This is a genomic window from Sediminibacter sp. Hel_I_10 (genome assembly GCF_000688335.1).
In the GTDB taxonomy this organism is placed as follows: Bacteria; Bacteroidota; Bacteroidia; order Flavobacteriales; family Flavobacteriaceae; genus Psychroserpens.
Genome location: NZ_JHZX01000001.1, coordinates 879,996 through 894,709, shown reverse-complemented (window position 1 = coordinate 894,709; position 14,714 = coordinate 879,996). Strand labels below are relative to the sequence as shown.

The 14,714-nt window shown below is 38.0% G+C and carries 10 protein-coding genes; 6 read left to right on the top strand and 4 right to left on the bottom strand.

The genetic code is table 11. The features are described from left to right. Position 1 precedes the first annotated feature (1 nt). The 4 genes from P176_RS0103930 (at position 2) to P176_RS18960 (ending at position 7,246) form a co-directional block, all read left to right on the top strand. A complete protein-coding gene (locus tag P176_RS0103930) occupies positions 2 to 1,357 on the top strand; it encodes a glycoside hydrolase family 43 protein (protein ID WP_026753474.1) in 1,356 nt (451 codons plus the stop codon). An 8-nt stretch (positions 1,358 to 1,365) separates the two neighbouring features. Continuing rightward, positions 1,366 to 2,715, top strand: a complete 1,350-nt coding sequence (locus P176_RS0103925; RefSeq protein ID WP_081820667.1) for a family 43 glycosylhydrolase — start codon at positions 1,366 to 1,368, stop codon at positions 2,713 to 2,715. Positions 2,716 to 2,740: 25 nt separating this feature from the next. After that, positions 2,741 to 4,486: a glycoside hydrolase family 43 protein gene (locus P176_RS0103920; RefSeq protein ID WP_026753472.1), complete on the top strand. Its 1,746-nt coding sequence runs from the start codon at positions 2,741 to 2,743 to the stop codon at positions 4,484 to 4,486. Between the two features lie 111 nt (positions 4,487 to 4,597). Next, positions 4,598 to 7,246, top strand: a complete 2,649-nt coding sequence (locus P176_RS18960; protein ID WP_231481300.1) for an alpha/beta hydrolase-fold protein — start codon at positions 4,598 to 4,600, stop codon at positions 7,244 to 7,246. 7 nt (positions 7,247 to 7,253) lie between these two features. On the opposite strand, the gene P176_RS0103910 is transcribed toward P176_RS18960, so the two are convergent. From P176_RS0103910 to P176_RS20345, 4 genes are all read right to left on the bottom strand, one after another. Continuing rightward, positions 7,254 to 8,237, bottom strand: a complete 984-nt coding sequence (locus P176_RS0103910; RefSeq protein WP_026753471.1) for an aldo/keto reductase — start codon at positions 8,235 to 8,237, stop codon at positions 7,254 to 7,256. A 44-nt stretch (positions 8,238 to 8,281) separates the two neighbouring features. After that, positions 8,282 to 9,202 (bottom strand): sialate O-acetylesterase, encoded by a 921-nt coding sequence (locus tag P176_RS0103905; protein WP_026753470.1) that lies wholly within the window; start codon positions 9,200 to 9,202, stop codon positions 8,282 to 8,284. Between the two features lie 66 nt (positions 9,203 to 9,268). Then, positions 9,269 to 10,738: a vanadium-dependent haloperoxidase gene (locus tag P176_RS0103900; protein WP_026753469.1), complete on the bottom strand. Its 1,470-nt coding sequence runs from the start codon at positions 10,736 to 10,738 to the stop codon at positions 9,269 to 9,271. A gap of 365 nt (positions 10,739 to 11,103) precedes the next feature. After that, the gene (locus tag P176_RS20345) at positions 11,104 to 11,259 is read right to left on the bottom strand and encodes a hypothetical protein (protein ID WP_156032944.1); all 156 of its coding nucleotides are present in this window, start codon (positions 11,257 to 11,259) and stop codon (positions 11,104 to 11,106) included. Positions 11,260 to 11,801: 542 nt separating this feature from the next. Between P176_RS20345 and P176_RS0103895 the strand changes: the two genes are divergently transcribed. Both P176_RS0103895 and P176_RS18955 read left to right on the top strand, forming a co-directional pair. Further along, positions 11,802 to 12,950, top strand: a complete 1,149-nt coding sequence (locus tag P176_RS0103895; RefSeq protein ID WP_026753468.1) for an endo-1,4-beta-xylanase — start codon at positions 11,802 to 11,804, stop codon at positions 12,948 to 12,950. A gap of 442 nt (positions 12,951 to 13,392) precedes the next feature. Continuing rightward, positions 13,393 to 14,709: a glucuronoxylanase gene (locus P176_RS18955; RefSeq protein WP_197022140.1), complete on the top strand. Its 1,317-nt coding sequence runs from the start codon at positions 13,393 to 13,395 to the stop codon at positions 14,707 to 14,709. Positions 14,710 to 14,714 lie beyond the last annotated feature (5 nt).

Genomic DNA, 14,714 nt, shown 5'->3' with positions numbered 1-14,714 from the left:
TATGAAAAACACATTAATCTTCCTATTAAGTATTATAAATTATTCGGTTTTAAGTTCGCAAAATCCGATCGTACAAACCAATTATACCGCCGACCCTGCGCCGATGGTACACAATGGCAAAGTGTATTTGTACACCAGCCATGATGAGGATGAGTCTACCTGGTTTACGATGGACGACTGGAGGTTATATACAACTGAAGACATGGTCAATTGGACTGACCACGGCGCTATACTATCCTATAAAGATTTTGACTGGGCCAAAAAAAATGCTTGGGCGCCTCAATGTGTTGCCCGTGATGGCAAGTTTTATATGTACGTCCCAATTACAGACCGTCAAGGTAAAAATGGTATTGGGGTGGCGGTTGGCAATAGTCCGTATGGGCCGTTTATAGACCCATTGGGCAAACCATTAATTTCCAATACGAGTGCTGATATTGACCCCACGATTTTTATTGATGATGATGGTCAGGCTTATATGTTTTGGGGAAATCCAGTTTGCTATTACGTAAAGTTGACCGAAGATATGATGACCTTGGATGGCGACATCAAACAAATCCCGAATACTATAGAAGCATTTGGTAAACGTGAAGGAAAAGTCAATGAACAAAGACCTACGACCTATGAAGAAGGACCGTGGATGTATAAACGCAACAATCTGTATTATTTATTCTTTGCTGCGGGTCCAATTCCGGAGCATATCGGCTATTCTACAAGCACCAATATCAACGGACCTTGGACTTATAAAGGAATTGTAATGCCAACCCAAGGCGGCGCTTTTACCAACCATCCCGGAGTCATTGATTTCAAAGGGAAAAGCTATTTCTTCTATCATAATGGCGCACTACCAGGTGGTGGTGGTTTTACCCGTTCTGTTTGTGTGGAAGAACTCAAATTTAATCCAGATGGCTCCATCGTTCAGATGAATATGACTGAAGGCATCAAACAAAGTTTGGGTACCTTAAATCCATATGTGAAAAATGAGGCCGAAACGATTGCCTGGTCAGAAGGCGTAAAATCTATGGAAAATAGGATGGTTGGTAATTTTATCACAGCCGACTATAATGACGCATATACTAAAGTGAAGGCGGTTGATTTCCAAAAAGAAAGCGCTTCAAAATTTACGGCGCGAATCGGTACTACTCATAATTCTGATGTGTCTATGGAAATAAGATTGGACAGTAAAGAAGGCGAGCTACTAGGAACGATAAAAGTGCCTATGACTGGCGGTAATGATAGATGGGAATTACGAACGATTGATATCAAAAACGTTTCAGGTGTTCACGACCTGTATTTTATATTCAAGGGAAAAGCTGCGAGCCAGATTTTGTTTTTTGATTATTGGATGTTCTCAAAATAAAGATAACTATGAATTTCAGAAATCAGATTTCAGTCAAAATAGCAGTGCTAGTTTTTGCTTTCAGTAGTTCGTATGCACAAAATCCTCTGATTAGAAATCAATTTACGGCAGACCCTTCTGCTCGTGTTTTTGGGGATAAAGTATATGTGTTTCCTTCCCACGATATTTTGGCGACAGAAGATAGAGGACGATTGGATTGGTTCTGCATGGAAGATTACCATGTATTTTCTTCGGAAAACCTGACGGATTGGACGGACCACGGCACCATCGTTCAGCAAAATAAAGTGGATTGGGTAAAACCTGATAGTTATAGCATGTGGGCACCGGATTGCATTGAACGAAACGGCAAGTACTATTTTTATTTTCCATCAACAGTTAAAGATTCATTTACGGATATCAAGGGTTTCACAATTGGTGTGGCGATTGCCGATAAACCTGAAGGACCCTATACAACCGAACCAATGCCCATTAAGAATGTCAAAGGGATTGACCCAAATGTGTTTATCGATAAAGACGGACAAGCCTATTTGTATTGGTCTCAAGGCAACATTTTTGGAGCCAAGCTAAAAGATAATATGCTGGAGTTGGATTCTGAAGTGATGACTTTAGGAGAACTTCCAACGAAAGGCTTAAAGGAAGGCCCTTATGTTTTTGAACGAAACGGTATTTATTATTTGACTTATCCCCATGTTGAAAACAAAACAGAACGTCTGGAATATGCGATTTCAGATAATCCTTTAGGTCCATTTAAAGTAGCGGGCGTTATTATGGATGAATCGTCAACGGGCTGCTGGACCAACCATCAATCCATCATAAACTTCAAAAACCAATGGTATCTGTTTTACCATCACAATGACTACTCGCCCAATTTTGACAAAGCAAGGTCCATCAGAGCCGATAGTTTAAGCTTCAATGCAGATGGGACTATTCAAAAAGTAATTCCGACCTTGAGAGGAATTGGAGTTTCAAAGGCTTCCAAAGAAATTCAAATAGACAGGTATAGCCAGATTAGTGAAAAAGGTGCCGCCATTGATTTTATAGATTCCACCGATACTTTTAAAGGTTGGAAAACAGTATTCAGCAACTCTAATGCGTGGATAAAATACAATACGGTTGATTTTGGTAAAAAACGCTTAAAATCAGTCGTCATAAAAACGAAATCAGAGAACGGAGGAACCTTGGAAATTCGTACAGATTCCATGAATGGAACTCTTATTGCGACTGTCACTATTCCTAAATTAGATAATTGGAAAGAATTAAAAATCACTTTGAACAAATTCAAAGCGTACACTCAAAATCTAATCATTGTCTCTAAAGATGATTCTAAAACTGAAGTAGACTGGATAAAATTTGAATAAAACACGAAAAATAAATAGAAATAAAATGAAAAAAACACAACTTATATTGCTCTCTGCAATGGCTGGATTAGCATCCTTTACGACTGCACACAGTCAATCAAAAAAAGCATCGAAGAATCCAGCACTATTTACCTCAGTTACCTACCAAGGAAATGACCAAATTTATAAAGATAACCCGCTAGAATCGAACGAATTTTACACGCCCATTTTACAAGGATGTTATCCAGACCCAGCCATTACGCGCAAAGGCGACGATTATTATATGGTCTGTTCCTCATTTGCGATGTTTCCGGGAGTGCCAATTTTCCATTCCAAAGATTTGGTCAATTGGACAGATTTGGGAGGTGTGTTGAATAATGTGGAAGAATTCAATCCGAATGTGACTGGGATAAGCGAAGGGGTTTATGCTCCGGGGATTACTTATAATCCGCATAACGACACCTTTTATATGATTGTGACGGCGTTTTCAGGAGGATTAGGAAACATCGTTGTGAAAACAAAAGATCCTAAAAAAGGTTGGGGCAGCCCGATAAAACTTGATTTTGGAGGGATTGACCCTAGTATATTCTTTGATGATAATGGTAAAGGCTACATCGTTCATAATGATGCGCCTGACAAAGGCAAGGAACTCTACAACGGACACCGTGTTATAAAAGTTTGGGATTATGACGTTGAAAATGATAAGGTAATTCCAGGAACTGATAAAATTATCGTGGATGGTGGTGTGGACCTTTCAAAAAAACCAATTTGGATTGAAGCGCCACATCTTTATAAAAAAGATGGAAGCTATTATTTGATGTGCGCTGAAGGCGGAACCGGTGGAAATCATACGGAAGTTATTTTCAAAAGTGACAGTCCTAGAGGGCCGTTTATTCCTGCGCCAAGCAATCCAATACTTACCCAAAGATTTTTTCCTAGAGATCGAAAAAACAAAGTGGATTGGGCAGGTCATGCCGATTTGGTCAAAGGACCAAACGACCAGTATTACGGTGTGTTTTTAGCGGTGCGTCCAAATGAAGAAAATAGAGTGAATACCGGCCGCGAGACGTTTATACTTCCAGTCGATTGGTCTGGCGAATTTCCTGTATTTGAAAATGGATTGATTCCATTAGAACCGAAATTGGAAATGCCAGAAGGTGTCGAAAATAAAACAGGAACCAATGGATTTGTGCCTAATGGTAATTTTACGTTTACAGAAAATTTTAGTTCTGATAAACTGGATTACCGTTGGATTGGATTAAGAGGTCCACGTGAAGCCTTTATGTCCACTTCAAAAAAAGGCTTACAAATCAATCCGTTTGATACGAACATCAAAGAGAAAAAACCGACTTCAACCTTATTTCACAGACAACAACATAACAGTTTTACATTCACGACCACTTTGGATTATAAACCAAAATCAGAAACTGATTTAGCGGGAGTTGTGGCACTTCAAAATGAGGGTTCTAATTATGTTTTCGGAGTCACTAAAAAAGATAAAGATTATTATGTAGTACTTCAAAAGAATAGCTGGCCATCACGAAGAGGCGATATTATTTCCGAAATAGTGGCAAGTAAAAAAATCGAGTTGGATAAAACTATCAATCTTCAGATTACAGCGAAAGGTGATACATATGAATTTGGCTATTCACTAGACGGAGCCAATTTTGAAACTGTCGGTGGCACCGTTTCCGGAGATATTTTGTCAACGGATGTTGCTGGTGGCTTTACAGGCGCTTTAATCGGTTTGTATGCGACTTCGGCTAATGATGCGATGCCAATAGTGAAATAGTCTCGTTTATTCTGATGTCGCTCGAATTTGCATCCTTGCGGCGAGAAGACGATAAAAATGTTTAATCACAACAATTGCAATTCAAAAATGAAAAATCATCTAAAACTAGTCATGGTTCTTTTGCTCACAACTGTCAGCAGTATGTATGCCCAAGACCCAAATTTTCATGTGTATTTAAGTTTCGGCCAATCTAATATGGAAGGCGCCGCGAAAATTGAAGCTCAAGACACCATCAATGTGAATGAACGGTTCCAGGTGTTGGAAACTTTGGACTGCCCAAATCTCGATAGGAAAAAAGGGGAGTGGTATACAGCCGTTCCGCCCTTATGTCGCTGTAATACAGGATTAACGCCTGTTGATTACTTTGGTAGAACGATGATTGACAACTTGCCGAAAGATGTTAGCGTTGGAGTCATCAATGTTGCGGTTGGTGGTTGTAAAATAGCCTTGTTCGATAAAGACCGTTATAAGGAATATGCTAAAACAGCACCAGATTGGATGAAGAACATGATTGCGGAATACGATGGTAATCCATACGGCAGATTGGTGGAAATGGCTAAAATTGCTCAAACAAAAGGAGTTATCAAAGGCATTTTGTTGCATCAGGGCGAATCGAATACAGGAGATTCGCTTTGGCCGCAACAAGTAAAAGTGGTTTATGATCATTTATTGAAGGATTTAGATTTGGAACCGAACAGCGTTCCTTTATTGGCGGGAGAAGTGGTTCACGCAGATCAAAATGGTGTTTGTGCAAGTATGAATGACATCATTTCCAAGTTGCCAGAAACAATCCCTTCGGCATCTGTAATTTCGTCTAGAGGCTGTTCAGTGCTTCCAGACAACCTTCATTTTGATGCTGAAGGCTACCGAACACTTGGGAATCGCTACGCTCAAAAAATGCTGACCTTATATGGTTATGTTCCCAATAGGGACGCTTATGCTATGGTACTTCAGGCGCCATTCGGATTTGATTTAGAAAATTCGAGTATCAAACATGGTAAGGTTGAAATGATTAGCTATACATCCAAAACTGTTGGCACAACTCGTAAAGCAAATGTGTATACACCTCCAGGTTATTCAAAGGATAAAAAATATCCGGTTTTATATTTATTGCACGGTATTGGTGGCGATGAGAATGAATGGATGAAAGGAGGAAATCCACAAATCATTTTAGATAATTTGTACGCTCAAGGAAAAGTGCAACCTATGATTGTGGTTATGCCCAATGGTCGCGCGATGAAAGATGATAGAGCGACCGGAGATATCATGGCCAAGGATAAAGTGGAAGCTTTTGCAACCTTTGAAAAAGATTTGTTGAATGATTTGATTCCTTATATAGAAAAAAATTATCCAGTTCTGAAAGATAGAGAACAGCGTGCGATTGCAGGATTATCAATGGGAGGAGGGCAGTCACTTAATTTTGGATTGGGCAATTTAGACACCTTTGCTTGGGTTGGCGGATTTTCATCTGCGCCTAATACCAAAGCACCAAAGGAGTTAGTTCCGAATCCTGAAAAAGCAAAAGATAAATTAAAATTACTCTGGATTTCTTGTGGTGATGCTGACGGATTGTTGCCATTTAGCCAACGCACCCACGATTATTTATTTGAAAATGACGTGCCTCACATTTATTATTTAGAACCAGGATATCATGATTTCAAGGTTTGGAAAAATGGACTGTATATGTTTTCTCAACAGTTGTTTAAACCGGTGGATGACAGTTCCTTCAGTAAATATTCTGTGTTGGGACAGGCTTCAAAAACGAATATGAATGACGCAAAATATCCGCAAGTCTTGCCAGATAACCGCGTCATATTTAAAGTAAAGGCTCCAAATGCTAATCAAGTGAGTGTAAAGTTTGGCAAAGAATATAACATGATGAAAGACGGCGCCGGTCAGTGGATGGTAACGACCGACCCATTAGATGAAGGTTTTCATTATTATGTATTGAATATTGATGGGGCAGAAGTGGTGGACCCTTCTACAGATACCTATTACGGAATGGAACGTCTTGCGAGCGGAGTTGAAATTCCTGGCAAAGACCAAGAATTCTATGCTTTAAAAGATGTGCCGCATGGCAATGTTCAAGAGATTTTATTTGCTTCAAAAAGCACACGTGCCACTAGAAGAGCCTTTGTATATACGCCGCCAGGTTACGGTACAGATGCTTCCAAGACCTATCCTGTATTGTATTTACAACATGGTTGGGGCGAAAATGAAACTTCTTGGAGCAAGCAAGGACACGCCAATTTGATTATGGATAATCTAATTGCTGAAAACAAAATCGAACCTTTTATCATCGTGATGGCTTACGGAATGACTAACGAAGTCAAATGGGGAAAACTAAATGAATTTGATGTGACTCGCTTTCAAACGGTGTTGGTGGATGAGTTAATCCCATATATTGATGCAAATTTCCGAACAAAAGCCAATCAAGATAATCGGGCGATGGCCGGTTTGTCGATGGGTGGATATGAAACAAAATTAATAACTCTTAATCGTCCGGAAATGTTTTCACACTATGCGATTTTAAGTGGAGGGACTTACACTCCTGAAGATTTAGAAAAACACCAAAACTTAAAATTAGTCTTTTTAAGCAGTGGAAGTAAAGAAAATCCCGAAGGTATAAAAAGTGCAACATCAGCACTAAAAGATGCTGGAATTAATGCCGCGTCTTACATTTCAGAAGGCACGGCACATGAATTCTTGACCTGGCGTCGCGGTTTGCGTGAATTGGCAATGCTCCTATTTAAGGAGTAACACTACTCTAGTAAACCCCACGAATATGCTGATGTACCTTCTCCTTATAGAACGATTCTAGTTTATTCATTAATTCATCAGGAAGAGGTGATAGCTCGCTTGCTTTTGCATTGTTCTTTATGTGTTTAGGTGAACTTGCCCCAGGAATGATGGTTGAGACCGCCTCGTGGTCTAGAATCCATCGAAGCGCCATGTCTGTCATGGAGTAGTTTTCTGGAGCAAATGATTTTAACTCATCCGCCAATTCGACTCCAATTTTAAAGGGAAGTCCAGCAAAGGTTTCACCCACGTTAAAGGCATCGCCATCTTGGTTGAAATTTCTATGGTCATTTTCCTTAAAGTGGGTTTGTTTGGTGAATTTTCCGGTGAGTAAACCACTAGCTAATGGCAAACGAACGATAATGCCAACCTCTTTTTCTTTGGCTTGTGGTAATAATTCATCCGTTAACTTTTGTCTGAAAATATTATAAATGACCTGAAGCGATTGAAGGCCTTCTTCATTGAGGCAAATCAATCCTTGCTCAACACTTTCTACACTGGCACCAAAATGTTTGATTTTTCCTTCTTTTTGAAGCTTCCGTAACCATTCAAATATGTCACCTTGTTTTAATGCTTCAAGAGGAATGCAGTGTAGTTGAATTAAATCTAATGAATCCACACCAAGTCGTTTACAAGAAGCATTTACACTTTCAATTAAGGCTTTTTCAGTATAGTTGTCAGGAAAAACATTGGAACCTCTACCAAATTTTGTTGCCACTTTAATATCAGCTTTGGAGTTCTTTAAAAACGCTCCTATTAATTCCTCACTTCTTCCATCGCCATAAACATCAGCGGTATCAAAAAAAGTAACGCCATTATCCACGGCTGCATCTAAAATTTTAAAGGCTTCTTGTTTACCGATTTCATCGCCCCAATTAGCCCCGATTTGCCAACACCCTAAACCAACTTCACTAATTTCGAGGCCATTTTTGCCTAATGTTCTTTTATGCATGTTTTTATATTTGTTTTTAGTATGATATATTTATAGCGCGCTATTTATTTCTTTTGTAAATGAAATATAGCTTCTGCAAATTTTTCTCCTAAATCGATATAGCCCTCACTATCATAATGCCACCGGTCTGAATACTTATAATATCTGGTGCTACGCACTATTGCAGCATTTTTATCAGTTTTCACATATTTTTCCTGTGCATATTGAACCAGTTCACCATAATCCCAAACCTTGCCATCCTTGTCATTCCAAGAATCTGATATTTTTCCTATGACTACAGGTAAATCATCAGAGTGGAAGTTAGCGCGCATCAAATCCATTAGACGTTTGAGATGATTATAATAATTGTTGGCAATTTGTTCTGTGTATGCTGCATCACTCTCTCCTTGCATCCAGAGAATTCCAGAAGGAATCAGAAGATCTTCTTTGCCGTCGCCATCGATGTCATTCGTACTTAGTGCTGTTTGCAGTGTCGTCAAGAAATGGTCATATTGGTTGATTCCATTGGTGCCTTTGTAATCCACATCCCATGACCCAAATGGACCAGCGGCAAGCGTATCGATGGAAGTACCACCTCTGGAATATTTTATAAAGGCGAATTTTTGATTTGGATATAACTCCTGTAATTTTTTTGCAAATGATAATTCAATACCGAACCGATTGGAGAGCTTATTTTTATCAGAATTCAATGTAAAGTCAGTGCCATGTCCTGGTTTTAATGTTTCCCATTTCCCCAATCCTCCATTTTCTTGTTCATCTGGAACGGAATTCCCGTGAAAGATAAAGACATCTTTGAATTCTTTGTTTAACGATGGAGGTAAATCAGAATTGTATCCATAGCCATCCATATTCGATTGTCCTCCAAGGTAAAAAACTTTGATAGTATCTTTGGCCTTTTGCTGGCTTATGGCAAAGGAAGGAATTAGAACACCAAGGATGAGCAGCAGTTTTAAATAATATGTCATTGATTGATTTTTAATTAAAAAACGTGATTATAATGGTTTAAAAATGAATTATAACTACTTGCGCAGTTATAATTCACCAACATGTAATTTATAAAATGTCCATGCTTCGTTCGCTACATTTCTACCCAATTCCAATCCAGCAACGTTATCTGCTTGAATGTGATAACCGCCTAAAACCCGAGACATACCTGCCATTTCCGCTGTTTTTGTAAATGTTGGAAATTCTAATGTGATGGTGTCCCCCAAATTATCAGGCTCGGTCATTGCTCCAGCAACCAATTGAACTTCCGAACCAAATTTGTCGCTTCCCGTCCACAGTCTTAAGGCTTCTGCACAGGCTCCACTAATAGTACTGTGACCAGAAGTATAACTTGGAAATGGTGGACATAAGAATGTATCTGGTGAATAGGGCCGCCATTGGCTTCCATCCATTTCCACCATGCCTTTTCCGACTCCACCCCATGCCTTTATTTTTTCTCCACCGTAATATTCATGAACCAGTGCATAGGGTCTTGCAAAGTCATAATACATTTTTGAATCCCAAGAAGCAATAAAAGCATCCATCGCAACAATTTGATTATAGAAATACATTTTAACATCTTCATCAAGTTTGTGATTATCTCTGCGAGACACATCTTGGGCAAATTTCAACCAGTGACCAGCTTGTTGGACGGATTGGGGGCCATCTCTCATGAATTCAACCAATGCCTTCTGGTGATCAGTTAAGTTGGCTTGCAGATCAATAAGTTCCTTAACTTCAATTTCCAGCTGTTTAGAACCTATCATGGGAGGTGGACCTGGTCGAAATTGATCTCCAGATTTTAAGGCTATGGGGTCTACCTTATCCCAAAAAGGCGTTAGACATCCAGGCGCAAATTGACCTCCTTTTCCATCCGAAAAATTTTTGGGTTGCCAACGGTTTGGATCTATATTTTCATCCACTGAATTAACAGGAGCGTATTTCACATAATTGAAATATGGCTTTCCATTAGATCCTTCTTCTTCACCATACTGATTTGAGCCATCTCCCTTTCGGGCTTCAATAACTGCTTTTGCAGCTAAATTACCAATTCCCTCAGGAGTAGCAGGATCTAATGATTGATTATTTGGGTCCAGTCCTAATTCTCTCATAAAATTAGCGAATAACTCTTTGTCTGATGAGTAATATTCATTTAAGGTTCTAAACGCGGCGTAGCTAATAGCTATTTCTTTATTCTTAAGCGTTTGTTCTTTTAATGATCTTTTATCCACACCCTCAAGATATACAGGAATGGCTTTTTCATCATATATTGACCAAGCATCAAAAACAGAAACGAATATCAATCCCAAATAACGAGAGGTTACTGTAGGCCTTGGTTTGAATTTTTGGGTATCGTTAGCTTGAGCCACTAATGCCATATGTCCCCATTTATAGGCAATATTTTCAACACCCCTAGGTTCTGTTAGCTTTAGGGAATCTTGATTCTTTTGAGCTTGATTGTTTTTACACCCGAAAAGAATTAAAATGACAATTAGAAAAGAAAATGATGTTTTCATGTTTTAATTTTTACAATTCTATATTGAATTTATGAAATGTTTGATGATGTCGTATAAAGTTCATGATCTCTTCTTGATTAATAAATATAACTAAATCTATTTCTTAACATAAAACGAACTTAATCCATTTTTTGAGTACGAACTGCATGATAACAACCTTAGCCTTTACCAAAATAGTCTCGAGAACGCTCCACTAAAGTTAAATAAATGTTCAAATTTATAGTTTCATTTACTAGAACGGCACTATTATCTTTCACCCTCAATTCTTGTTCTCCGCTAAGGAATCTCCATTTTCAAGGAAGGGCACAAATCACGTTGATTTAGCTAGTAAAGGGGGTGCTTCCTGATGCAACTTTTACTGCCGCTTAATTAGTGATAAAATGTAATTCTGATAATTCACCAATTGGCAACGGATGTGCTACTGCAACATTTGTTACTCTAAGGCCTACTGGATTATAGGTTCTATAAGTTCCTTTGAATTGACTTCTATATGTGATTTGTTTTAATAGTGAAACTAACATGCCTCAATCATCACGTAAAAATAATCAAATTAGGATACTATTTAAAATAGATTTATACAACCGATTGTTTGAATTTTAAAATGAAGAATTTAATTTGATTTTCATTTTCTAACCAGAGTAGGTATTGGAATTATCTCAAACGACGCTTAACTATTAAGTAATCTTGCTATTATAAGTAGGTACATGTGTTTTGTTTGTTTAAATGCAGGAATTGAGTGAAATATAGCTATTTTTTTGGTATGAATATTTGGTGTGTCCTAAGCATATGTGTCCTAAGCGGGCAGATAATATTAACCTTTAAAGAAGAGAGGGATTGCTAGTTTTACCTTGTAGAATCCACTAATTTATTATGTATTTTTTACGATTTTACGAAATCGGTTGCACAAATGTTGTGAATAATGCTTTTTTTAATTATTTTTCATTTTTCAAATTTATAAAACCAATTGCATATCCTTTAATTTAAATCATTACACAGTGTTGTATTCTTACACAGGATCGTAATAAAATTTGCTATAATTCTAATTGAAATAGAAATTGATAAAATGAAAAATAATTTTTTAAAACTAGTTGTTGTTTGTCTGTTTTCTGTGGGCTGTAGTTCTGATGATAGTAACGGACCTACTGTAGGCGGTCCCTCTGGCGGAACCGATGATGATGAGGTAGTCTCGGGAGATCCATTATTGTATATTCCTACTGAGAACCTAAAAGATATAGCTAGCTTTCCTATAGGAAATATTGTGTCGGCTGCTCGTTTAGATTCTTCGTCGGAAGCCCAATTTAAAACACTTTTGAATACTGATTATAACAGTATCACTGCAGAAAATGACATGAAAATGAACAACATTTTCATAGGTCCAGATACTTTTGATTTTAGTGATGGTAACGCTATTGTTGCCTACGCAAAAGCCAACGGAATGAGAGTTCATGGACATGCCTTGGTTTGGCACCCTGATTATGCCATACCAGATTGGCTCGAAAACTTTGCTGGAACCAATGATGAGTTTGAGGCACATATAGAAAACTATGTAAAAACCACTGTAGAACATTTCGCAGAAGAAAAGGATGCCGATGGGAACTCAATTGTTACTGGGTGGGATGTAGTGAATGAATATTTTGATGACAGTGGAGATTTGAGAAATAGTCTCTTTACCCAAAAAATGGGATCAGATTATATTAAAAAGATATTTCAATGGGCACGTGAGGCAGACCCTGACGTTAAGCTTTTTTACAACGATTATAATATTGCAGGTCAAACTAATAAACGCAGTTCGATTTTATCAATGGTAAGCGATTTTCAAAATAGTGTGCCAGCCATACCCATAGATGGTATTGGTATGCAAATGCACCTTGGTCTTGCGTGGCCTTCTCTACAGGAAATTTCATTGGCAATCACAGATGTTACTAATTCTGGCTTATTGGTTCATATTTCCGAACTGGATATACAGGTAAATTCAAATGAAGATATAACTAGCTTAACTTTAGAGCGTGCTCAAGAACAAGAATTATTTTACAACCATGTCTCTTCTGAGTATAATTCTATCGTGCCTTCCGATAAACAATATGGAATTACTATTTGGGGAATGAGAGATCAAGATAGTTGGAGATACGACGGCGGAACTGACTGGCTATTACTTTATAATTCAAATTATGAGTTTAAGATTTCGCATCGTGGATTTGCAGATGGACTTTAAAAAATTCGGTGGATACAGATTCAATATAGATAAATCACTGAAGAGAAGATTATGACTTTCAAAAAATAGGATTTCGTAAATTTTCTCTATAGCCTGAGCGGTAAATCTCGGAATTAATCGTGTGCCGACTAAGACAAAATATAGTCGGCCTGATTTTACGGGTTATTAACCTAAAATTTTTAATAATATCATCTTAATGATAGGAGGTTTAGCGAATTTGGAATATGTCCATATTCGGGATGGTAATTAATGCATTTAGTAAAGCTTGATAGCTGGTTTAAAAGTGATCTTATGAATATGACATAGAATTCTATTGACTATAGATCTCAATATTATTATGATGCTTTTTAATCTGAGCATATAACCGAAGCAGATAATAGTGAGAGTAAATTCAAAATAAATAACATAAAGAGTAAATTAAAATTAGATTATGATGATAAAGATGAAAACGATTACACAAATTTTAATGTTCATTCTAATGGCCTTGGGTTTAAGTTGTAGCAGCAGTGATGATAGTAACGGTGTAAGAGTTGGCGGGCCCATAATTCCCGCAGGACCTTCAGATCCTACAGTTTTACAATCAGATGCTTCTACAATTATGTCTTCAGAAACGAAACAAGACATAAGTGGATTTGGTGCCGCAACAGTTTTTAGATTGAATAGTCCCCTTAGCGCTAACGATATGGACAAATTATATGGAAATGATGAGGGAGAGATTGGGTTATCAATTCTGAGAATACGTGTTGCCCCAGATGATAATTCTAGGGCTATTGAGCTTAATCATGCACAAATGGCATCAAATAGAGGAGCTTTGGTTATGGCTACACCATGGAGTCCACCTGCAGATATGAAGACCAATAATGATTTAATAGGAGGGTCATTGAAGACAGAATCCTATGAAGATTATGCCAACTACCTCAATGATTTTGCATCATACATGGATGCTAATGGTGTTCCCTTGGAAGTTATAAGTATTCAGAATGAAGGTGATTATGAAGTCTCATATGAGTCTTGTAACTGGTCTGCCGCTCAAGTACGTGATTTTATGAGGGATTATGGAGGCCTTATAACCAATACTAAACTAATGCCCTCTGAGTCTTTTCAGTTCAGGCATGAACATACAGACCTGACCCTAAATGACCCTGTAGCGGTAGACAATGTAGATATTGTTGGAGGACATATTTATGGTACAGCGCTAGATAATTACCCTTATCCTTTGGCTATGGAAAAAGGGAAAGAACTGTGGATGACAGAACACTATACATCCAGTGACCGAAGTGCAAATCTGTGGCCTGACGCCTTGTTAGTTGGCCGGGAAATCCACAATTGTATGACTATAGGTCAATACAATGCTTATGTGTGGTGGTACGGTAAAAGGTATTACAGCTTTATAGGTGATGGTGAAGAAGGAACGTCTAATGGGGTTGTCACTAAGCGCGGCTATGTAATGTCAAATTTTTCAAAATTCATAAAGCCTGGTTATACAAGAATAGGTGCAGATGAGAATCCTCAAACGGGTATTTCCATTAGTGCATATTCGGGTGAGGGAAAAATTGTTGTTGTTGCCATAAATCAATCTGAGCAAACCGTAGAACAGCAGATTGTATTAACGGGAACAAATAGCACCACTGTTACTCCATATATAACTAGTGCTTCTCAAAACTTGGAGACTCAAGAAGCTGTTAGTATTGAACCAAGTATAGAGGCGTATTTATATGATTTGCCACCAAATAGTATAACAACTTTTGTAACTAATTAGTAAAT

What these genes read in the sequence shown, in the direction of transcription:
- P176_RS20345 (WP_156032944.1), bottom strand. Translation starts at nt 11,259, where the DNA reads ATGTTAGTTTCACTATTAAAACAAATCACATATAGAAGTCAATTCAAA.
- P176_RS18960 (WP_231481300.1), top strand. Translation starts at nt 4,598, where the DNA reads ATGGTTCTTTTGCTCACAACTGTCAGCAGTATGTATGCCCAAGACCCA.
- P176_RS0103895 (WP_026753468.1), top strand. Translation starts at nt 11,802, where the DNA reads ATGAAAAATAATTTTTTAAAACTAGTTGTTGTTTGTCTGTTTTCTGTG.
- P176_RS0103930 (WP_026753474.1), top strand. Translation starts at nt 2, where the DNA reads ATGAAAAACACATTAATCTTCCTATTAAGTATTATAAATTATTCGGTT.
- P176_RS18955 (WP_197022140.1), top strand. Translation starts at nt 13,393, where the DNA reads ATGAAAACGATTACACAAATTTTAATGTTCATTCTAATGGCCTTGGGT.
- P176_RS0103920 (WP_026753472.1), top strand. Translation starts at nt 2,741, where the DNA reads ATGAAAAAAACACAACTTATATTGCTCTCTGCAATGGCTGGATTAGCA.
- P176_RS0103905 (WP_026753470.1), bottom strand. Translation starts at nt 9,202, where the DNA reads ATGACATATTATTTAAAACTGCTGCTCATCCTTGGTGTTCTAATTCCT.
- P176_RS0103925 (WP_081820667.1), top strand. Translation starts at nt 1,366, where the DNA reads ATGAATTTCAGAAATCAGATTTCAGTCAAAATAGCAGTGCTAGTTTTT.
- P176_RS0103910 (WP_026753471.1), bottom strand. Translation starts at nt 8,237, where the DNA reads ATGCATAAAAGAACATTAGGCAAAAATGGCCTCGAAATTAGTGAAGTT.
- P176_RS0103900 (WP_026753469.1), bottom strand. Translation starts at nt 10,738, where the DNA reads ATGAAAACATCATTTTCTTTTCTAATTGTCATTTTAATTCTTTTCGGG.